At 54.6% G+C, this 21,153-nt stretch carries 13 protein-coding genes; 3 read left to right on the top strand and 10 right to left on the bottom strand.

The annotated features are described in order from the left end of the window. Positions 1 to 165: 165 nt before the first annotated feature. Together DYH27_RS07300 and DYH27_RS07305 are read right to left on the bottom strand one after the other, a co-directional pair. Positions 166 to 1,440 carry an NAD(P)/FAD-dependent oxidoreductase gene (locus DYH27_RS07300; protein ID WP_025067136.1) on the bottom strand — a complete coding sequence of 425 codons (1,275 nt, stop codon included), beginning with the start codon at positions 1,438 to 1,440 and terminating at the stop codon, positions 166 to 168. 199 nt (positions 1,441 to 1,639) lie between these two features. Further along, on the bottom strand, positions 1,640 to 2,881 hold the full coding sequence (locus DYH27_RS07305) for a M16 family metallopeptidase (protein WP_025067135.1): 1,242 nt from the start codon (positions 2,879 to 2,881) through the stop codon (positions 1,640 to 1,642). Between the two features lie 140 nt (positions 2,882 to 3,021). Between DYH27_RS07305 and DYH27_RS07310 the strand changes: the two genes are divergently transcribed. The 3 genes from DYH27_RS07310 to DYH27_RS07320 all read left to right on the top strand — a co-directional run bounded on the left by DYH27_RS07310 (position 3,022) and on the right by DYH27_RS07320 (position 5,796). After that, entirely contained in the window at positions 3,022 to 3,951 is a 930-nt protein-coding gene (locus tag DYH27_RS07310; RefSeq protein WP_025067134.1) for a carbohydrate kinase family protein, read from the top strand. A 148-nt stretch (positions 3,952 to 4,099) separates the two neighbouring features. Then, complete coding sequence (locus tag DYH27_RS07315; RefSeq protein WP_029216323.1) at positions 4,100 to 5,296, top strand: FprA family A-type flavoprotein; 1,197 nt, start codon at positions 4,100 to 4,102, stop codon at positions 5,294 to 5,296. Further along, the gene (locus tag DYH27_RS07320) at positions 5,293 to 5,796 is read left to right on the top strand and encodes an LOG family protein (RefSeq protein ID WP_025067133.1); all 504 of its coding nucleotides are present in this window, start codon (positions 5,293 to 5,295) and stop codon (positions 5,794 to 5,796) included. Before DYH27_RS07315 ends, DYH27_RS07320 begins: the two co-directional genes overlap by 4 nt. Positions 5,797 to 5,950: 154 nt before the next feature. Here the strand turns inward: DYH27_RS07320 and DYH27_RS07325 are convergent, their stop codons facing one another. The 8 genes from DYH27_RS07325 to DYH27_RS07360 all read right to left on the bottom strand — a co-directional run bounded on the left by DYH27_RS07325 (position 5,951) and on the right by DYH27_RS07360 (position 21,146). Beyond that, a complete protein-coding gene (locus DYH27_RS07325) occupies positions 5,951 to 8,089 on the bottom strand; it encodes a glycoside hydrolase family 97 protein (RefSeq protein ID WP_029216322.1) in 2,139 nt (712 codons plus the stop codon). Between the two features lie 735 nt (positions 8,090 to 8,824). Continuing rightward, positions 8,825 to 9,706, bottom strand: a complete 882-nt coding sequence (locus tag DYH27_RS07330; RefSeq protein ID WP_004354038.1) for a carbohydrate kinase family protein — start codon at positions 9,704 to 9,706, stop codon at positions 8,825 to 8,827. A 7-nt stretch (positions 9,707 to 9,713) separates the two neighbouring features. Beyond that, positions 9,714 to 10,871, bottom strand: coding sequence for an MFS transporter (locus tag DYH27_RS07335; protein WP_025067132.1), 1,158 nt, complete (start codon positions 10,869 to 10,871; stop codon positions 9,714 to 9,716). Between the two features lie 229 nt (positions 10,872 to 11,100). Next, entirely contained in the window at positions 11,101 to 12,789 is a 1,689-nt protein-coding gene (locus DYH27_RS07340; RefSeq protein ID WP_025067131.1) for a DUF4980 domain-containing protein, read from the bottom strand. Positions 12,790 to 13,101: 312 nt separating this feature from the next. Further along, entirely contained in the window at positions 13,102 to 14,697 is a 1,596-nt protein-coding gene (locus tag DYH27_RS07345; RefSeq protein WP_025067130.1) for a glycoside hydrolase family 32 protein, read from the bottom strand. Positions 14,698 to 14,714: 17 nt separating this feature from the next. Beyond that, complete coding sequence (locus DYH27_RS07350; RefSeq protein WP_025067129.1) at positions 14,715 to 16,109, bottom strand: DUF4960 domain-containing protein; 1,395 nt, start codon at positions 16,107 to 16,109, stop codon at positions 14,715 to 14,717. Then, positions 16,103 to 17,836, bottom strand: a complete 1,734-nt coding sequence (locus DYH27_RS07355) for a RagB/SusD family nutrient uptake outer membrane protein (protein ID WP_029216321.1) — start codon at positions 17,834 to 17,836, stop codon at positions 16,103 to 16,105. The genes DYH27_RS07350 and DYH27_RS07355 overlap by 7 nt, the downstream gene beginning before the upstream one ends. Positions 17,837 to 18,044: 208 nt before the next feature. Further along, the gene (locus DYH27_RS07360; protein ID WP_029216320.1) at positions 18,045 to 21,146 is read right to left on the bottom strand and encodes a SusC/RagA family TonB-linked outer membrane protein; all 3,102 of its coding nucleotides are present in this window, start codon (positions 21,144 to 21,146) and stop codon (positions 18,045 to 18,047) included. Positions 21,147 to 21,153: the final 7 nt, after the last annotated feature.

Consider the following 21,153-nt stretch of genomic DNA (forward strand, 5'->3'; position numbering starts at 1 on the left):
ACAGGCATTTCCAACAAGAAGGCAGACATCCTACCCACAGCAGCCCCCTTCTCATTCTTTTCCCGATAAGGGAGAGGACGAGAGGGGGGCTGCTGTGGGTAGGATGCCTGCTTTTTGTCTTTTTGTTTCCTGTCGGGTCTGCCGATCAGCCGGCACGGCATCCTGCTATCCTTTCGCTTTCAGGATCAGCCGGAGGCTCTGTTTGTAATTCAGATAGTTCCACACCCAATTGAGCAGGATGAACGCTTTGTTCTTCACGCCGAGGATGGAACGCAGATGAACGACGAGCCACAGCACCCAGGCAGCAAAGCCGCCGAACTTCCGGCCGCCGATTTCCGCAACGGCATGGTTACGCCCGATGGTCGCCATCACACCGAGGTTTCTGTATTTGAAGGGCTTTCCCGCCAACCCTTTCTGTGCTGCCTTGAGGTTTTCCGCCAGGGTCTTTGCCTGCTGCATGGCCACCTGTGCCAGCTGCGGATGGCCGAGCGGATAATCCTCATCGCCTTCTATCAGGCTCTGGTCGCCGATGGCAAAGACATCCTGCACACCCTTCACACGGCAGAACCGGTCGGTAAGAATCCTGCCCGCATGGCCGAGGCTCTCCGCCGGCAGGCCCTCAATCGTATTCGCACAGATGCCGCTCACCCAGATAACCGTCCGGGCAGGAATCTCCAGACCGGCACTCGTCTTCAGAATCCCATCCCTGTATTCCGTCGCAAACTGCGGCTGACGGATGTGTACGTGCAGTTCCTTCAGGTCGCGTTCGGCACGTGCCGACGAGACCGGATCCATAGCGGCAAGGAGACGCTTGCCCGCATTGACGAGGTAGATGTGCATCTGCGAGGCATCAAGGTCGGGATAATCACGTGCAAGGATGTTCTTCTTCATCTCCGCCACAGCCCCCGCAATTTCTACCCCCGACGCACCGCCTCCGACGACCACGATGTTCATCAGCACCTGTCTGCGCACAGGGTCTTCCTCCGTCTCTGCCTTTTCAAGGTTACGCAGGATGGTGTTGCGCAGCCGCATGGCCTCGCTCACAGACTTCATCGGGAGTGTGGCAGCCTCAATCTCCTTGTTGCCGAAGAAGTTTGTCCGGGCACCTGCCGCCAGAACAAGGTAGTCGTAATGGATGTCGCCTACGGAAGTCGCGATCTTCTTCCCGGCTGCATCCACCGCCTTCACCTCTGCCATACGGAAGAAGAAGTCTTTCTGTCCCTGGAAGAGCCGACGGAAGGGGAAAGAGATGCTGCTCGGTTCGAGACCGGCCGAGGCGACCTGATAAATCAGGGGAGGGAATTGGTGGTAGTTGTTCTTGTCGACCAGGACCACCTGGAAGTCACTGCCGACCAGCTTGAAAGCCAGTTCCAGTCCCCCCAGTCCGCCACCTACGATGACGACCCTCTTCTTGTCTGTGTGTTCAATGTTTGCTTTCATTATCCCTGCGATGTATTATATGCTGTTTCTATTGTATGTGTTCTACCTGAAGACACAGAAAATATTGTGCCAAAGACTTTACCTGGTACGGATGTTCCCGATGGGTCGGGACCATTGTTCCCAGGGGCTGGGAGTGCCGTTCCCAAGGCTTGGGAACACTGTTCCCAGGGCCAGGGAACTGTCTGTGCTGTGCAGCGGCTCACTCATAGACCAGCGTCGTCAGCCGGTCCTGCGGGAAGAGTTCACGTGCCACGGCCTGCACTTCATCTGCCGTAACGGCATCAATGTCACGGAAAAGAGCCGTGATATCTTTCTTCCAGCCATAGTGCAGAAAGCCCTTCCCGAAGTCAAGAGCAAGGTTTTCCCGGTTGTCGCAGGCAATGCCGACCTGCCCCTTTATCTGCTGCCGGGCCACAGTCAGCTCGTCATCGGTAAGAGGAACAGACATGAAGCGGTCGAGTTCCATACGGACAAGGCGCATACACTCGTCGACATCGCCGGCATCACAGCCGAAATAGATGCTCCAGACACCTGTCGTGGAATAGTTCACCATCGTGCTCTCCACCGTATAGACAAGTCCCCGCCGCTCGCGGAGTGCGAGGTTCAGCCGTGCGCTCATGCCCGGTCCGCCGAGGATGTTGTTCAGCAGATAGAGCGCCATGCGCCGCCGGTCGTGTACACAGTAGGCCCGGTTGCCGGTCATCACGTGTGCCTGGTGGGTGTGCCTGTCAATCCTGACAGTCTGCGGGTGGTAGACGTTCAGGTCAGGGAGGCCTGCCTCTTTGACACTTCCGGAACCGTCGGCCCCGGTCACATTTGTGCCGTTCTCCCTTGCCAGGAGGCGGAGAAGCGCCCCGAAATCAATGTCGCCGTAGACAAAGAAGACCGTATTCTCCGGACGGTAATGCCTGTGGGTGAAACGCAGCGCATCCGCCGTAGTGAAGGTCCGGACACGGTCTGCCGTCCCAAGAATATTGTGGCCCAACGGATGCCCGCGGAAGACGAGGTTCTCGAAGTCGTCGTAGATCAGTTCCGCCGGACTGTCGTTATACGACTCTATCTCGTCGCAGATGACTTCCACCTCCTTGTCGATTTCCTTCTGAGGATAGACACTGTGGAAGACGATATCCGTCAGCAAGTCAACCGCACGGCCGACATGGTCCTTCAGAATAGACGCATAGTAAACGGTATCGGTCTTGGTAGTGAAGGCGTTGAGGTCGCCGCCCACCTCTTCGAGACAGTTGATGACATCAAGTGCCGAACGCCGCACCGTTCCCTTGAAGGTAACGTGCTCGCAGAAATGGGCCATGCCCTCTTCACCGGACTGTTCGCTGGCAGAACCGGCGTTCACCTGATAGCCGCAATAGACCACCGGAGACGCTGAAGGTAGAGCGATGATGCGCAGTCCGTTGCCGAGGACTGCCGTCTGGTAATTTGTCATAAGATGCAAAATTAAGAAAAAAGAATGAAAGGGCGCAGACTTTGAAGTCCAAACAAAAAAGAACATGATTCTTTTTGTAGTCCGCCCAATTTACACTATATTTGCACAGTAAAACCAGGCATAACATAAGTCACGATAAAATGCGGAAAGTTATTGGTATCGGCGAAGCCGTACTGGACATCATCTTCAAAGACAACAAACCCGTCGAGGCGGTTCCCGGAGGTTCTGCCTTCAATGCCATCACGTCGCTGGGACGCTGCGGGATCAGCACATCGTTCATCTCCGAGGCCGGCAACGACCACGTCGGGAAGTACATCATCGAATTTCTGAAGAGCAACGGCGTCAATGCCGACAATGTGACGACTTTCCCCGACTCCAAGTCGCCCGTGTCGCTGGCGTTCCTCAACGAGAAGAATGATGCCGAGTACATCTTCTACAAAGACCATCCCCACGACCAGCTGGAATTCACCTATCCCGACATACAGCCCGATGACATCGTGCTCTTCGGATCATTCTATGCGGTAAACCCGGTCATCCGGCCGCAGCTGGTGGGACTGCTCGACTATGCACGGTCGCATGGAGCCATCATCTACTACGACGTCAACTTCCGCCCGGCTCACAAGGACGAAGTAATAAGAATCACGCCTAACCTGATAGAGAACCTCGACTATGCCGACATTGTCCGCGGCAGTCACGAAGACTTCGCAACGCTCTACAAGAAAGAGGATGCCGACAAGGTCTACAATGCGGAAATCTCCTTCTACTGCAGGCAGTTCATCTACACCCACGGCAGCCAGCCGGTAGAGGTGCGTGGCGGCAGGGACATGAAAAAGGCTTATCCCGTACCCGACACGAAGGTTGTCAGCACGATCGGTGCCGGCGACAGCTTCAATGCAGGCTTCATCTTCGGTATGCTGAAACAGGGCATTACCCGATCCGACCTTGAACGGGGACTGACCGGGGAACAGTGGGACAGCCTCATCGGCTGCGCCCTGTCGTTCTCGGCCGACTGCTGCAAGGACATCTTCAACTACGTCAGCAAGAAATTCGGGGAGAAAATGAAGAAGTAGGAATTATGGGAAGCCAAAGGAGTCAAAGCCAATGGTGATGCGGGATGTAGATGCAACAGGAATATACGGCAGATGGACCCATGCCCTTTGCCTCCCGATAAACCCTTCAGTTCCTCCTCCACAATAAAGAACCAAATCCAATATAAAAATGATAGAAATTGCCAACAAAGTTTATTACGTAGGTGTCAACGACCGCAACAAGGCGCTCTTCGAGGGATTATGGCCGCTGCCCTACGGTGTCAGCTACAATTCTTATCTCATTGACGACAAGAAGGTATGCCTCATTGACACGGTAGAAGTCGACTTCTTCGTCCAATTCATCGAGAACCTCCGCGAAGTGTTGGGCGACCGGCAGATAGACTATCTGGTCATCAACCACATGGAACCTGACCACTCCGGTTCGCTGGCACTGCTGCGGAAGTACTACCCGGACATCCAGGTCATCGGCAACAAGAAGACCTTTGACATGATGGCAGGCTTCTACGGCATCAAGGACAACACGATAGAAATGAAGAACGGCGAGGAACTGTCACTGGGCAGTCACACCCTGCAGTTCTTCATGACACCGATGATTCACTGGCCGGAGACGATGATGACACTCTGTAAAGGTGATGTGTCGCACCTCTTCACAGGCGATGCCTTCGGCTGCTTCGGCGCATTGAACGGCGGTTTCATCGACCAGGAGATTGATACGGAATGGGCATGGCTGGAGATGGTGCGTTACTATTCCAACATCGTCGGCAAGTACGGAATACCGGTCCAGAACGCATTGAAGAAACTCGCCGGCATCCACATCGACTACATCTGCTCCACCCACGGACCGGTATGGCACAAGTATGTGGACAAGGTCATCAGCCTGTACGACCGTATGTCGAAGTACGAAACAGATCCGGGACTGGTCATCTGTTACGGTACGATGTACGGCAACACAGAGCGCATGGCAGAGCAGATCGCCCGTTCGGCATCCCTCGCCGGCGTAAAGGACATCCGCCTGTACAACGTCTCCAAAACCCACCACAGCTACATCCTGCAGGACATCTTCCGCTTCCGCGGGCTGATTGTGGGCGCTCCTACCTACAATGCCGGACTGTACCACGAGATGGACGTGCTGCTCCAGGAGGTCGCCAACCGCGACATCAAGCACCATCTCATCGGCTGGTTCGGCTCTTACTCGTGGGCTTCAAAGGCGGTTGCGGCCATCGGAGAATGGAACGAGAACCGTCTCCACTTCGAGAAGGTGGGCGAACCGGTAGAGATGAAACAGGCTCTCACGCCGGAGATCAAGGCCGAGTGTACACGTCTGGGGCGTGAGATGGCTGCCAGACTGCTGGAGGAACCGGCATGAACGTCGCTGTATTCTGCTCGGCGAACAACGACATCGCCCCCGACTACTTCCGTGCTGCGGAAGAACTGGGACGATGGATCGGCGAGAACGGACACACCCTTGTCTACGGCGGCGGCAATAGCGGACTGATGGAATGTATCGGAAAGGCGGTGCATGAAGCCGGCGGACGCACCATCGGTGTCGTTCCCCGTATCATGGAGGAAGGACGCAGAGTGAGCGACTATGTGGATGTAGAGATTCCCTGTGAAGACCTCAACGACCGCAAAGCCATCATGATGGAGCGGGCTGATGTCTTCCATGCGCTACCCGGCGGCATAGGAACACTCGACGAAGTGTTTACCGTCGCAGCCTCGGCCACTATCGGCTATCACCGGAAGAAGGTTGTCCTCCACAACGTAAAAGGCTTCTGGGACAGTCTTGTTCTTCTGCTTGACGACCTGCAGAAACACGGTATGATCCGTGGCGATTACCACGATTTCATCGAGATAAAAGAGCCATAGCACCATCTGTCCCAAGGCGAGACAGACCAGACAAGTCCGCCGGTCCTGACCGTCCGGGACGGCATCGCCCTTCATAAGAACCGTACAACGGAAATCCCCCCTCCACCTGGCTTTTCAGGTGGAGGGGGGATTTCCGTTGTATAGAGCCGGCCTTTTACAGCGCCTTCAGGCTGATGGCGAAGCCACCGCCACGTGCTTCCCAGAGCTTGAGCACATCGCCCTTCTTCACCGTACGCTTGGTGATGGTGTATGCCTTCGGGTTCTTCTCGTAATCTGCGCCTTTGGCATCTGCATAGACTGTCGCCTCGTATCTGCGGCCCTTGTCGAGGAAGTCGAGCCTGACCGTACTCTGGTGAGCAGCCAGTCCGGTCTTGCCTCCTATGAACCAGTTGTCAGTCCCCTTGGCCTTACGGGCTACGGTAATGTAGCGTGCCGGTTCGGCCTCAAGATAACGGCTGTCGTCCCAGTCGCAGGCTACATCCTTGATGAACTGGAAGGCATCGTTGTACTTCTGGTAGTTCTCCGGGAGGTCGGCAGCCATCTGGAGCGGACTGTACATCGTCACATAAAGGGCAAGCTGTCCGACAAGCGTGGTGTGTACATAGCTCTTGTTGTTGCACCAGGTCGACAGCTGCGTCTCAAGAATTCCCGGCGTGTAGTCCATCGGACCGCCCTGCAGACGGGTGAACGGGAGGATAACAGTGTGGTTGGGGTCGCTGCCGCCGAATGCTTCATACTCCGTGCCCCGCGCCGACTCGTTGCCGACGAGGTTAGGCCATGTACGGCAGAGACCGGTAGGACGTGTCGCTTCGTGTGCATTCACCATGATATGATGCCTGGCAGCCTCCTTGACGACACGGAGGTAGTGGTTGTTCATCGACTGTGAATAGTGATGATCACCGCGCGGGATGATGTCGCCTACATAGCCGGTCTTCACGGCATCATAGCCGTATTTGTTCATCAGATTGAACGCATCCTCGAGGTGACGTTCATAGTTGAGCGCACTGGAAGAGGTCTCGTGGTGCATGAGAAGTTTCACACCCTTCGAGTGGGCATACTCGTTCAGACCCTTGAGGTCGAAGTCAGGATAAGGCGTGACGAAGTCGAACACATCCTGCTTCCAGTGGCCGAACCAGTCCTCCCAGCCGATGTTCCAGCCTTCCACAAGCACCTCCTGCATTCCGTTGGCAGCAGCGAAGTCGATATACTTCTTCACGTTGGCAGTGTTCGCCGGATGGCGGCCGTTGGGCTTGGCGTGCGCATAGTCGGTCTGCCCGAGCTTCACGGAACTGAACTCATCCGTATAAGCCCACGGCTTGCCGCCTGCTATCATCTCCCACCACACACCGCAGTACTTGGTGGGATGAATCCAGGAAGTGTCCTCGATCTTGCAGGGTTCGTTGAGGTTAAGAATGAGGTTGCTTGCCAGCATATCCCGTGCATCGTCGCTTACCATCACCGTACGCCATGGGGTCTCGCAAGGTGTCTGCATAAATCCTTTCAGACCTGTCGCATCAGGCGTGAGCCACGACTCGAAGGTCATCGTTTTGTCGTCGAGGTTGAGGTGCATAGTAGCATAATCAGCACATGCCGCCTCGTGGATATTGATGTAGAGACCGTCGGCAGACTTCATCTGCAAGGAGGTCTGTACACCCGTTTCCGAGAACACGTCTACAGAGGAGTTGCCCCAGTTCACGGCATCATGGAAGCGCGAACGAATCTCCGAGAGCTTCGACTCCTGTGTCTCCTGCTCCTGCGTGTCATAGTCGCCGGGAAGCCACCAGGCTGTGTGGTCGCCGGCCATGGCAAACTGCGTATGCTCCTCTTTGATGATAAAATAGTTCAGTTCGGGCTGCTGCGGGAACTCATAGCGGAGTCCCATGCCGTCGTCATAGACACGGAAACGGATGATGATGTTGCGTCTGCTGGAAGGCTGGCTGAGGTCTACCTCCAGCTCGTTGTAGTGGTTGCGGATGGTAGCCGTCTCGCCCCATACCGGCTTCCATGTCTCGTCGAAAGTAGTCATCCGGGTGCCGGTCTTCTCAAAACCGTCCATGAGGCTGGTTTCCCTCATGCCCTTGCTGGCATGCCTGTCCTTGGCCAGTTCAAGTCCTAAGTGTGAAGGTTTCACGACAGCCTTACCTTTGTAAGTCATCTCGTAGGTCGGCACGCCGTTCCCTGTCAGCGAGAAGGTAACAGCGATATTGCCGTCGGGAGACTTCACGGTCTGCGCATCGGCAATGCTTGCCATCCCCATCAGTAGCCCCAGAAGGGCAATGTAGGTTTTCTTCATTGTTCTGTTAAAGTATAATATGGATACCAATGTTTAAGTTCGATGATATGCAAAGTTAATAAAAAATCACAAAAAAGAAAAAGAAACAGCCGTTAAGTTATCTTTTTCAGAAAGATTAGGATTTCAGGGGATCATCTCCCATCATTGCTTCCCTCTCCCCTCTCCCAAGCCCATCACTACCCATCACCGTCTATCATCGCCTATCATTGCCCATCACCGCCCATCATCTGCCAAGCCACCAAGACTTCCAACGGTGACCAAGGACTTACGATTATTAATAGCGACAGGACCGAACCGGCCTCCCCTGCAGATGTGCTGAGGCCTGCCACGCATTGTGCTGACGGTGAACACCAGTCGTGTTGACGGCCCGCTCCTCATAATAACATTGCCGGGACGGGAGCAGCTTGTAGCCGGAGAAGAGCTGTGCCGGCACAACCAGTCTGGTCAGGGGGGCCGAAACAATGCTGAATTGTCCGTTTAAAAAAGATTACGCATGAGAATTATACCGTTTAAGTTCTGCCGGACGGCATTAGAAGGAAACATATTGCCCGTTAAATCTTAACTGACAGCACACGAAAAAGCCCGGACTGACCGCTGGAAGAACGTTTCTTCCGCTGTCAGCCCGGACCGTGCATGTTTATCCTAAAACATCTTTTACCCGATGGCTATTGTTTGTCTGTGTCGAGTTGTTGTTATCCCACCGGACAGACAGCTGCATACAGTGGCAGCACTTTTTTACTTGATTCTGTCGATCAGTTCCTGCGGCAGCTTGGGCATGGCACCGTTCTGCGTGCAGACGTAGGCACTCACCTCTACGGCCAGCTTGTGAGCTTCAGGGATAGGCATGCCGGCGAGGATGGCGGATGCAAAGGCACCCGTGAAGGAGTCGCCGGCCCCGACGGTATCGGCTACCTCCACCTTCGGGGTTTCCTGATAAGACTGCAAGTTGGGAGCAAAGACATAGGATCCGTTCACGCCGCAGGTAAGTACGAGCATATCAAGGTTGTACTTGCCCAGCAGCAGCCAGCACTTGTTCTCCATGTCGAGTCCCGGATAGCCGAAGAGCCGGCCGATCGTCACCAGTTCCTCATCGTTGATCTTGAGGATGTCCGCCTGGTGGAGCGAGTGGGTAATCACCTCTTTCGTATAGAAGTTCTGGCGCAGATTGATGTCGAAGATCTTCAGGCAGTCCTTCGGCGTAGCGTCCAGGAATTTCTGGATGGTCTGCCGGCTCACGCTGCTGCGTTGTGCCAGAGAGCCGAAGCATAAGGCACGGCAGTTCCGGGCCGCTTCTTCTATCTCGGGCGTGAAGGGGATATTGTCCCAGGCGACGCCCTCTTTGATGTCGTAGGTAGGGACACCCTCGCCGTCGAGTTCCACCTGCACGGTACCCGTCTGATAATCTACCTCGGGCATGAGGTAGCGTACCCCTTTCTTGTCGAATTCATCGAGTGTCTCCTTGCCGAGTGCGTCATTGCCGACGGCACTGATGGCAAGCGACTCATGACCGAACTGTCCGGCGTGATAAGCGAAGTTGGCAGGTGCGCCGCCGAGTTTCTTTCCTTCCGGAAGACAATCCCACAATGCCTCTCCGAGGCCTACGATTACTTGTTTCATATTGGCTTTATTTGTTCATTTTAGGAATGTACGTAAACAGATAGCATACGCCGACCGCCATTACAATGACAGCTCCGATCTGTCCGATGGCATCGCTGGCAAAGCCCATGAGGAGCGGGAAGACAGTGCCGCCGAAGAGTCCCATGATCATCAGTCCGCTCACCTCGTTCTGCTTTTCCGGCACACTCTGCAACGCACGGGCGAAGACCATCGAGAAGACGTTGCTGTTGCCATAACCGACCAGGGCAATAGCCACGAAAAGGACAGCTTTCGACGTTCCTACCGCCATGCCGAGCATGGAAAGCGCCATCATCGTAACGGAGATGATGAAGAACACCCTGTTGTTCATCACGCGCAGGAAGAAAGAACCCGTCAGACAGCCGAGGGTACGGAAGATGAAATAGAGCGAAGTGGCGAAAGCAGCGTCATTCAGCGTCATCCCGAGACGCTCCATGAGAATCTTCGGAGCGGTGGTGTTCGTACCGACATCAATCCCCACGTGGCACATGATACCGAGAAAACTCAGCAGGACAATGGGCTTCCCAAGAAGGCTGAGACACTCCGTGAACGAGCTTGCCTTGCCTTCTATAGGTTCTTCCTCAATAGGGGTAGAGAAAAGCAGGAGGCTGGCCAGGACACCGATGACGAGGTAGATGGGAAAGAGGACACGCCACCCGAGGCCGAAAGCCGGAATGCTTGCCTGTGCTCCCCACATGGCAAGATAAGGTGCCATGAAGGATGCTATCGCCTTCACGAACTGCCCGAAGGTAAGTGTCGATGCGAGGTTGCCGCCTTTCATCACCGTTGAAACCAGCGGATTCAGCGATGTCTGCATCAGTGCATTGCCGATACCGAGCAGCGAGAACGACACGAGCATCAGTCCGTACGACTCGCCGAAGACGGGCAGGAGCAGTGAGAGCAGTGTGACGACAAGGCTGAGCAGCACCGTCTTCTTGCGTCCGATCTTGTTCATCAGCATTCCCGTCGGGACGGAGAAGATGAGGAACCAGAAGAAGACGAGTGACGGAAAAACATTGGCGGTGGAGTCTGTCAGATGCAGATCGTCCTTTACATAGTTGGATGCAATACCCACCAGATCGACAAAGCCCATGGCAAAGAAGCAGAGCATGACAGGCAGCATTGCGAGTTTATTGGTTTTCGACATAACGTTTAAATTTTTAGTTTGTTTCGTATTGATTGTATGATTGTCGGCGGTCATGAGTCGGTCAGCCTGTTTTGACTGTCGCGTCCAGACCGTCTCCGTTTCGGTTGCAAAGGTAGGCCTTTGCGGTGGAAGCGGCTTGGAAATTCCGTTCATTCAACGCAACAAATGTTACGCGGTTGATTTTTTACAGCTGAACGAACGGAATGCGATATGCCGGCAATGATGCCGGCTACTTCTTCAGGGCATGGACTGTTACCTTGCAGCCTTTCGCCGTAATCCTGTCGTAGGGCCTTGACGGAAAAACAAGGTTGGTCATCGCCATCCTGCCCTCCCCATCGAAAGCCTCGATGCTGCAACGGTCGATGAAGATCTGCAGCGTCTTGACCTTTCCACAGGTCGGCGCAACAGTCGTCGCTTTGAAGTCGTTGTTGAAATCAGCCTGTCCACTCGCATTGCGGTCCATGCTGAACGTGCCGTTCTTGCCGTCATACGCCATCACCACTTTCTCTCCCTTATCGTTGCTCAATACGATGGATGCATTGTCCCTGATACCTGTCACCTCCAGATAAGCGGCAGCCTGCAGTCTGCCGGAAGGCTTCTTTTCAAATGCCGCATAGACCTCCGGAGCCGGTTTCACGCTGACATAGTCTTCCCCCCCATAGCTGAACAGACCAAGTTCGCGCGGCAGACCGTTGGCAGACCGGTACTGCTGTGTCGGCACCTGATTGGCATACTGCCAGTTGCTCATCCATGGAAGGACGACAATCCGGCCGTCAGGAGCATTGCTGAAAGACACTGTCGCATAGTGGTCCTTGCCGTAGTCCATCCACTTTGTCACCTCCGGCTTTGACTCGCAGGTGAACTTATGGCCGTCGAACGAACCGACAAAATACTGGGTGGCACTGCCGCCGAACGGTCCGCCGGGGTTGATGTTGCAGACAAGGACCCACTTGCCGCTCATCTTCAAGAGGTCAGGACACTCCCATACGCCCCCATGATTACCGTATCCTTCACCGAAGCTGCTCTCGTATTTCCAGTCCTTCAAGTTCTTGGAACTGTAGATGTCCATCTGCTGTCCGGCAGCAAGGATGAGAATCCACTGCTGCGTCTCTTCGTGCCAGAAGACATTGGGGTCGCGGAAATCGGGTACATCACTTGTAATGACAGGATTGTCAACATACTTCCTGAAAGTCCGCCCGTTGTCCGTGCTGTAAGCGATACTCTGTGTCTGTGCAGCCCCGGCCGATGTATAGAAAGCGACGACAGCATCCTTACCGAATCCTGCTGTATTCTCCTTGTCCACCACACAGCTTCCACTGAAGACAGTCCCAAGAGCATCTGGCCGGATAGCCTCTCCCTGATGCTGCCAGTGTATGAGGTCGGGCGAAGTACTGTGCGCCCACGTCATGTTCTCCCACTGTGAACCGTATGGATTATATTGGTAGTAGAGATGCCATGTCCCATCCTTATAGAACATACCGTTCGGGTCGTTCATCCAGCCGTAAGCCGGTGTATGATGGTATTCAGGGCGGAACTTCTCACGGTTCTCCGTATCGAAGAAACTCGTCTCCTTGATTTCTTTCCAGCAGGCAAAGTCACGGATAAGTCCCGTCGTACGCCTGTCACCGGTAAACTGGATGTCGAGCAGAACGTCACCTCCGAACTCGCTTACATCCAGCGGAACGGTGTAGTCGGTCTTGTTGACTGCCAGTTTGCAGTTGAGTTCCTTGACCACCTGGTTGTCTTTGATAATCCGGATATGTGCGAGACCCTCGTCTTCCTCCACAGGGAGGAGAACAAACTTCTCGGCAGTCTTCACCCGCTTCATAGCGTGGTTCTGACTTAAGAATGTCTGTGCGTGCATAAGCGTCGTACTTGTAAGCAGGCAGACTGCCATGCTTCTGATCTTTCTGTTCATTATAGGTCGTTTATTGAGTAATTCTGGTTTTCTGTCGGCAAAGATAAGCATTAATCAGACAGATAGGTTGCAAAAATCGTTCACACAGTGATAAGTTTTGTTACATTCAACAATACTGGCACTGTACGAACGATTCTTCCTTGTCTATCCATCCAATATCCTGACACGCCCCAAGACCTCTCCGAGACAGCCGGACAGACTCTGAATGCATCCGATATGCCTATCAGTAATTCTGCTTTCCCAAGCCTGAACAATGGACATCGTGTCTTCTTTGCCGATGAAATGGATGTTTTTGTTACTGGTTCATCGGGGTTAATACCGGCTCACGGAAAGATTGCTGACGGTGATGCTGCCACCATAGTTGTTGATGCTCCAGCAGTTCTTCTGTATTCCGTAGATGCGGTTGGTGTAACAGCACATGTCGTTGATATACATCACGGCGATGCTGTTGTCTGTGCAGATGGTCACATGATAGACGTTGTCAGCAGGCCGGGTGAAGTTATATCCATCGATTCCAGCGATGAAACCGCGTCCGGCCTTGCCCTCTTCTTCGAAGTTGACCTTGCGCACCTGGTCGTTCTCTGGGTTGACTACCATGGAGTAATACTTCTCCGAGTCGCCGCCACGGACGAAAGACACGCCGAACTTGTCCGTGTTGCCGGAAGTCGTGACGGTAAAGGAAATCCTGTTATGATAGCCCAGCCGGCTGAAGAGTAGGTAGGAATCGCCCGAGAGCTTATAGCCTCCGTCAATGCTCTCCACGCCCTTTTCACTCTGTGCCATCACCTTCGTTTCCTGCTTCTGGCTGTATTTTCTGCCGACAGCCTCCACTTCCCCAAGCGTCAGCGTGCCGTCAGCGTGCTGGACAAGACGGTGGACGACAAGATTGCCCGCCCATTCAGGTTCGCCAGGCGCAGCGCCGACAGCCGTATTGTCCTTGCCGGGGCGGGTAGGACACCAGCCCCAGATGTAACGGTTCTGACCGTCGCCGGCGGTCTTGCCGGCGTAGAAGGCACGGCTGTCGAGGAAGCCCTCGTGGCTGTCGGGCCACAGACCGGCATCGTTCCGGGTGCAGGCTTTCAGCTCTTCAAGGCTTTTCCCCTTGAAATACTGTACACGACGGATCGCAGAATGCTTCTCACTGTAGACGAGATACCACCAATCGCCCATCTTGAAGACATCCGGGCATTCGTAGAAACGGTCCCACATCATCGTCATGAAGGTACCGGCACTGGTCCATTGCCTGAGGTCCGGCGAAGTAAACTCGGCCAGATGCCCTTTGCTGCCCTGCTGTGTCGCCACCAGCATGTGCCAGAGATTATCGTCGCCCCTGAACACGAACGGATCACGAAAGTCGTTCTTGCTGTATCCGTAGTCGTCACCCTTGAGCCGGAAAGTGCGGTTCTTCGTCCATGTCTTGAAGTCGGCCGACGTCGCCATCATCACCATCTCCCCGTTGTCAGCCGCCGTCGGCTGATAACGATGCCCGGTATAGAAGGTATAGTAAAGTCCGTCAGCATCGTTGTAGACCGTCGACCCTGTACCCAAAGCGGCATCCTGTTCGTTGATGCCACCGCAGTGGATCAGCTCGCCGAGCGACTGATAGCTGGCGGCATCCTTTGTCTCTACCGCCCAGATGGGGTGATAAGTACCCGCCTGGTTGGGGCGGAAATCCTGCAGATAAAGCACCTTGAAGTCCTTAGCCTTCGGGTCGTAGAAAGGCATCGGGTCGCCTACATAGCCTACGGCAGGCTTGTAGTAAGTCGTCTGTGCCGGTTCATCCGTCGACTGGAAATAGTCTGTCGTGTTCCAGTCTTTTTCTTCAGCGACAGTCGTTTCGTCGCTGCAGCCCGCCAAAGGGGCTGCCAATGTTGCGGCAAGAGCGAGTGAATATATCATTGTTTTCATTTGCTTCTGTTCTGTTGTTAATTGTTCATAAGGTAGTTGAAGGCGTTCAGGGTCATCCTGGCGATGTTGTCGTGATAGTAAGAAGCCACGTCGTCAATACTGTACCAGTCGTAACAGCCGGAGCCGATACAGAGTATCTTTCCCTTTGTCCCGTTGGCCGAGAACTCCCATGCCACTACGGCACCGTCACCGCCGTAAGCAATGTCCTGTGCGCCGGTCTCTGCACGCCACTTGCCGTAATCAGCGTAGCCTCCCCAGTCGGCACCGATGTGCCACTGGGCAGTAGAGTTGGTGATGCGGTAGCCGGCATCACAGGTATAGACCACGTTCGGCTCGCCATTCTTCATGACGAGGTTCTGGAAGAGCGGGTGATTCGTATGTCCCTGGATGAAGAAGTTCCATGGGCCGTTCACCTTTTCGGCATCCGCCTCGTTCTGCCCCCAGCAGTTGTTCGGAACAGCGTTGTTGGCGACAGCACCGATTTCCGCCGGCATATTCGTTGCATAACGGGTGAAAAGGAAGGAGCCGCCGTTGTTGTAATAGTCGCGCAATGCTACAGCAGCATCGACAGCTTCGGGGGCAGAATGCTCGAAGGCTTCCTTGCCGTCGACACCGCCGTCCTTGTGGTAATGCCACCAGATGACCTTGCATGCGCTGAGATCGACAGTACCGTTCTTGATGTCCTTGAACGACACGTAGAGTGAGTTGGGGATGTTCTGCAGCATCCATTTGCAGGCGGTCAGTTCCTCCGGGTTGAGGTCGTTCATCGTAGAAGCCAGTCCTACGAACACGGCCGACGGCTTGCCGATAGCCGTTACGGTCACGGTATAAGTGGCAGAGGCGGTGTTGTTCCTGACCGTATAGGTCACAGGAGACGTGAAGTCTGTGGCAACGCCTGATGCGGGGCTGACAGTCGCATGGGCACTGAGCGTCAGCGTAGGCGTCAGCGCATGAAGGTCGAGCGTGTTCGGGACATAGACGGCAATGGTCTTGTGTGTCTCGTCGATCACTCCGTTGTAGATGCCGTTGATCTTGAACGACGTGATCTTGGCTTCGTCACGCATCACCCTGAGTGTCCAGTCGAGGAACACATCACCGTTCCTGACGCTCAGCAGCTGGGGTGTCGTCATGTTGAGCTTGTCGCCCTCCTTGATGTTACTGACCGCTCCGCTGCTCAATCCGAGCCGGCTGACCGTCATGTTCGAGATGTCGTAAGTCTCCGGAACACGCACGGTAATCGTGCGGGTCGTCTGGTCGACTGTTCCGGCATAAGTGTCCAGTGCGACAGTATCCACCGAACAAAGTCCATTCAACTGCAGGTCGGAAACATTGTCATCGCTGCAGCTGCCCAAAGCCAAAAGGGCGATGAGACCGATGAAAAGTGTTGTTATCTTCGTCTTCATGATTACCATTCTCCTATGTTTTGTGTGTAATGTCCGTTGGAAGCCGCTATCTGTGCATAAGGGATGGGCAGGTACTCGTTCTTGTTCCTGGTGAAGTGGGCACTGCTGTAGATGGAGCAGTTGTCAGCCTCTTCGGCAAAGTACTTGTTCAGGACGGTCGCAGCCTCACCCCATCTTACGAGGTCGAAGAAGCGTTCCGACTCCATTCCCATCTCCAGACGGCGTTCCATCTTGACGATACGGAGGGCTTCCGCCTGGTTGTATGTACCTGTATACGGTGCGATGTTCAGCCTGACACCGTAGTCCGTCTGATAGTTGCTGATAGCCCCCGTGCTCTGCTTGGCACGGTTGCGGATTTCGTTGACGAGGCCGATGGCTTCGTTGATACGTCCGTCGTTCAGCTGTACCAATGCCTCCGCACGTTCCAGAAGCACGTCGGCATAACGGAAGACGATGCGGTTCTCCGATGTGCCCCACCATGCACCCTTCTTCAGATAAGGACTTTCAGGGTCTACATTCTGCTTCAGGGTGACATAGTAGCCGTAGAGTCCGTTGCTCCGGCTCCATACGGCACTGCGGTCCATGATGTACTTGGCATTGAACTCGTAGGGCAGTCCGGGGATGCCGACCGTCAGGAAAAGGCGCGGGTCGGCATAGTCGGTTGTCTTGTCATAGTCCTTGTTATTGAAAGTACCGATATAAGGATGCCCGTCAGCATCCGTACGGTAAGCGTTGACAAGATTCTGGCTGGGCTTGTAGAAGTCGCAGCCACCGTCCGTCACACCGGGGATGTTCGGCACGATCAGTCCGTAACTCCAGTTCAGATTGCCGTTCTTCGTGCCGTCATTGATGGAATATTGCATAGCCCACAGGCTCTCCTTTCCGTTCTCAAACTGCGGCTCAGGACGGAAGTTGTTGTGGAAGTCGCTCTCCAGACCATATCCTCCGGCTGCGTAGATGGCAGGATCGCTGAATTCGACAGCCTTCTGCAGGTCCTCCTTGGAAATGGCGGTCACCTCATTCGAGTTCTCGTCGTCCTGATGGTAAGCCTTGTACATATAGACCTTGGTGAGGAATGCCGCAGCGGCGGCCTTCGTTGGACGCCCCTTGTCTGCCTGACGGACAGGCAGCGTCTTGTAGGCTTCCATCAGGTCGTCGATGATCAGCTGCCAGCCCTGGTCGTTCGTATAGGCACGGTTGGAGAGCGTGTTGTACTGCTCCGTACTCAGGGTAGCATCCATGATGAACGGTATGTTCTTGTACAGACGCTTCAGAAGGAAATGCCCGTAGGCACGGAGGAACTTCATTTCGGCCAGACGTTCCGCCTTCTGCGGATAGACGGCTGCATCGGTCTGGTCGAGCAGTGCAATGGCCGTATTCACACGTGAGATGCAGTTGTACAGCCGCTGCCACATATCGCTGATGTTCCAGTTCGTCGTCAATACGCCCTGCTCCACCTCCAGCTGATGGAACACGTCGCCGTCGCTCGTGCCGTTGCCGCCCTTGTAGGCATCGTCGCTGCGTACATCGAAGTTCCACATGGAGAAGGAGGAGTTGATGTCCTCTGCCGAGATGTAGATGGCATACGCCGAGATGACAAGCTCGTCAACATGGTTTGCTTCCTTCACCTGTTCGTCGCTCAAGGTTGCCTGCGGCTTCTGGTCGTCCAGGAAGTCTGAACAGCTGGTCATGCCTAACGCTGCAAGCATAAGTGCTGAATATATTATCTTTTTCATTGTTGTTGTTTAAATTAGGATATTACTGCTGTCTGAAAGACTGTCTTCTTTCAGGTTCCGTTTTCAGCTTCTTGTGTACAGCCGGACAGCTGTCTGTCCCGTGTTCCCAGTACCTGGGAATCCTGTTCCCAAGGCTCGGGAATCCTGTTCCCGGTGCTTGGGAATCCTGTTCCCGACCGGTTGGGAACAATGCTGTCCGGCCGTCTTTTCAGAAGGTGACATTAATGCCGAAGGTGATGTTGAGCGGAATCGGATAACCGTAGTTCGGGTTCTCCGGGTCGACCCCCGTGAAGTTCTTGCTGTGAATGCTCAGCAGATTCTGTGCACTGACATAGAAGCGCAGACGCTGCATGGCAAGACGGCCGGCCACACTCGCCGGGAGGTTATAGCCCAGCTGGATGGTGCGCAGCTTCAGATAAGACCCGTTTTCAACCCAATAGGTCGATACACGCTTCTCATTGTTGTTATCGGAGAGTGACAGTGCCGGGATGTCACTTCCCGGATTTTCCGTACTCCAGGCATCGAGAAGGCGGTGTCCCTTGTTGAGGAAGCCGATGTTGAGACCGGCCCAGATATCTGTCTGCTTCTTCAGGTCGGAGATGATGTCAACACCCTGTACTCCCTGCCAGAACATCGTGAAGTCGAAGTTCTTGTATTCAAGATAGACATTGAAGCCGTAGGAGAAGTCCGGTGTCGGGTCGTAAATCCAGTCCTGGTCAGCCTCCGTGATGACGTTGTCGCCATTGAGGTCCTTCCAGCGCATACGTCCCAGTGCCGCACCGTCCTGTCTTGCGTGATTGTCTATTTCGTCCTGGCTCTTGAAGATGCCGTCGGCGACATACCCTACCTGCGCTCCCATCGGATGACCGATAACGCTCTTCACGCCGTTGCCGCCGAATGTACCGTTGGCAGCGACCGTTGCCGGGAGGGCCGTAATCTTGTTGCGGTAGGTGCTGATGTTGCCCGTAATGTCATAATGGAATCCGCCGGAGGTCGTCTTCCGGTAGCCTGCATTGAACTCAACGCCACGGTTTTCCATCTCGCCGGCATTGATCCACTGCGTGCTGCCTTCGCCCATCGCCGCGATACCCGCCATCTGCACGAGAATGTCCCTGGTCTTCTTGTAATACCAGTCGAAGCTGCCATAGAGGGTGGCGTTGAACAGGGAGAAGTCCAGACCGAGGTTGGTCTGCGTGGTCGTCTCCCACTTGATGTCGTTGTTTCCGAGCTGATTGCGCTTGAAGCCGCTGGGAAGCTGGCGTCCGCCGTTCGTTCCGGCAATGTCGTAGGAGGTCCCGTAGCTCTGTCCGCCGTTCTCGTTCACGCCGTAGTTGCTGACGTAGACGGTGTAACGGGCGATATTTGAAATCTCCTGGTTACCGGTCGCACCCCATGAAGCACGCAGCTTCAGGTCGTTCAGCCACCGTGCCGCTTTCAGGAACTTCTCCTGATTGATGCGCCAGCCCAGCGATACAGAGGGGAATGTTGCGTACCGGTTATTCTTTCCGAAGCGGGAAGAGCCGTCATAACGAAGGGTGAAAGAGGCGAGGTACCTGTCAGCATAGTTGTAGTTCAGCTTGCCGAAGTAGGAAACAAGCGAATAACCGCCGCCGCCGCCGTAAGCCTGCGCCGTGCCTGTACCGGCATCCGGCCACATATAGTCAGGGTTCAGAATGAGGTAGTCTTCCTTGTAACCGGAGAAGTAATTGTCGTCTTCACGGTTCAGCTCGATACCTGCCATGGCATCGGCGTGATGCTTCCCAGCCTGGAAGTTATAGGTCGCAACGGCATTCCACATCCATTTCGTCCAGTGTTCCTGCTTCGCCTCGACGGCGTTCTTGGGATTGGCCACGTTTCCTTCCGTGACAGGATAGGTGAAGAAACGCTGCTGCTTCTGAGCATAGTCCAGACCGAAAGTTGAGCGGAGGTTGAAGCCTTTGAAGAGATGGAGATTGACGTAGGCATCACCGAAGGTACGCCAGTAGATGTACCGGTTGTCGCTGTTGCGGTGAAGACGTGCGACAGGGTTCTCACGGTCGGGATAGCCGCCTACAGGACCTGCGTAGTCGCCTTTTTCCGTGTAGACCGGGAGTGAGGGGTTGAACTGCAGTACATTTTCGAGGAAACCTCCCGGTGCCTGTACCTCGGAGGTACGGTTCAGAGTGAAGTGCTCGCCGATGGTCAGCACGTCCTTGATGAGCTTGTACTCCGTATTCATGCGGGCCGAATAGCGGTCGAAGTCGGACGACTTGATGATGCCGAGGTTCTTGTAGTAGCCCAAAGAGAAATAGGAAGCATGGCGGTCGGAACCGCTGCTTACCGCAACATTGTAGTTCTGGACGACACCTGTGCGGGTCGTCTCGTCGAACCAGTCGGTATCAGCAGCCGGGGTCGTGCCTGCCGCATCAAGATACTTGCGCATCGTGACGGCATTCAGCACCGGATTCCCCTGTGCATTGTAGCCCCAGTCGTAACGGTAACCCAGACCGTTCGTATTCGGGTCCATGCCGTCATTGACGTATGCCTGCCACATTACCTGACCGTACTCCCTGGCATTGAGGACGTCCATCTTGTGTGCATACATGGAGGCGGCAACAGAAGCGTCGATGTCGACTTTCACCCTGCCTTCCTTGCCTTTCTTGGTTGTGATGATGATCACACCGTTGGCCGCACGGCTACCGTAGATGGAGGCGGAAGCCGCATCCTTCAGCACCTGCACGCTTTCTATGTCGCTGCCGTTCAGTTCGTGCATACCGGCTTTGGTAGGCACGCCGTCAATGATATAAAGAGGATCGTTGTTGTTCAGCGTTCCGATACCACGGATACGGACAGTGGCCGAACCGGAAGGAGAGCCGTCTGCCGAGATGTTCATACCCGGAACACGGCCCTGCAGTGCCTTCATGGGGTTGTTCTCGTTCTGCTTGGCCAGTTCGTCGACGCTGACCACCGACACGGCGCCTGTCAGGTCGGCCTTGCGCTGGGTGGTGTAACCGGTCACGACCACCTCGTTCAGCTCGCTGGCGTTCGTCTTCAGCTGCACTTTCAGTCCCGTCCCGGCTTTCAGCTCCACATTCTTATATCCTATATAAGATACAACGATTGTGGAACCCTGCGGTGCCTTGAACGCAAAATTACCGTCAATGTCGGTGACGGTTCCATTGGAAGTACCTTTCTGTACGACCGATGCACCGATGACAGGTTCTCCCTGTTCGTCCATCACCTTTCCGCTGACATCTGTGTTTTGCGCCATTGCCCCGGCACAACACAGCAGAAACAGCAGACTCGTGATTACTCGCGATAAATGTCTCATACTTTTA

Origin of the sequence: Prevotella denticola (assembly GCF_900454835.1) — a bacterium.
Taxonomy (GTDB): Bacteria; Bacteroidota; Bacteroidia; order Bacteroidales; family Bacteroidaceae; genus Prevotella; species Prevotella denticola.

Coding starts and splice junctions, on each gene's coding strand:
- DYH27_RS07320 (WP_025067133.1), top strand. CDS start 5,293: ATGAACGTCGCTGTATTCTGCTCGGCGAACAACGACATCGCCCCCGAC.
- DYH27_RS07350 (WP_025067129.1), bottom strand. CDS start 16,109: ATGGTAATCATGAAGACGAAGATAACAACACTTTTCATCGGTCTCATC.
- DYH27_RS07345 (WP_025067130.1), bottom strand. CDS start 14,697: ATGAAAACAATGATATATTCACTCGCTCTTGCCGCAACATTGGCAGCC.
- DYH27_RS07360 (WP_029216320.1), bottom strand. CDS start 21,146: ATGAGACATTTATCGCGAGTAATCACGAGTCTGCTGTTTCTGCTGTGT.
- DYH27_RS07340 (WP_025067131.1), bottom strand. CDS start 12,789: ATGAACAGAAAGATCAGAAGCATGGCAGTCTGCCTGCTTACAAGTACG.
- DYH27_RS07300 (WP_025067136.1), bottom strand. CDS start 1,440: ATGAAAGCAAACATTGAACACACAGACAAGAAGAGGGTCGTCATCGTA.
- DYH27_RS07305 (WP_025067135.1), bottom strand. CDS start 2,881: ATGACAAATTACCAGACGGCAGTCCTCGGCAACGGACTGCGCATCATC.
- DYH27_RS07315 (WP_029216323.1), top strand. CDS start 4,100: ATGATAGAAATTGCCAACAAAGTTTATTACGTAGGTGTCAACGACCGC.
- DYH27_RS07355 (WP_029216321.1), bottom strand. CDS start 17,836: ATGAAAAAGATAATATATTCAGCACTTATGCTTGCAGCGTTAGGCATG.
- DYH27_RS07310 (WP_025067134.1), top strand. CDS start 3,022: ATGCGGAAAGTTATTGGTATCGGCGAAGCCGTACTGGACATCATCTTC.
- DYH27_RS07335 (WP_025067132.1), bottom strand. CDS start 10,871: ATGTCGAAAACCAATAAACTCGCAATGCTGCCTGTCATGCTCTGCTTC.
- DYH27_RS07325 (WP_029216322.1), bottom strand. CDS start 8,089: ATGAAGAAAACCTACATTGCCCTTCTGGGGCTACTGATGGGGATGGCA.
- DYH27_RS07330 (WP_004354038.1), bottom strand. CDS start 9,706: ATGAAACAAGTAATCGTAGGCCTCGGAGAGGCATTGTGGGATTGTCTT.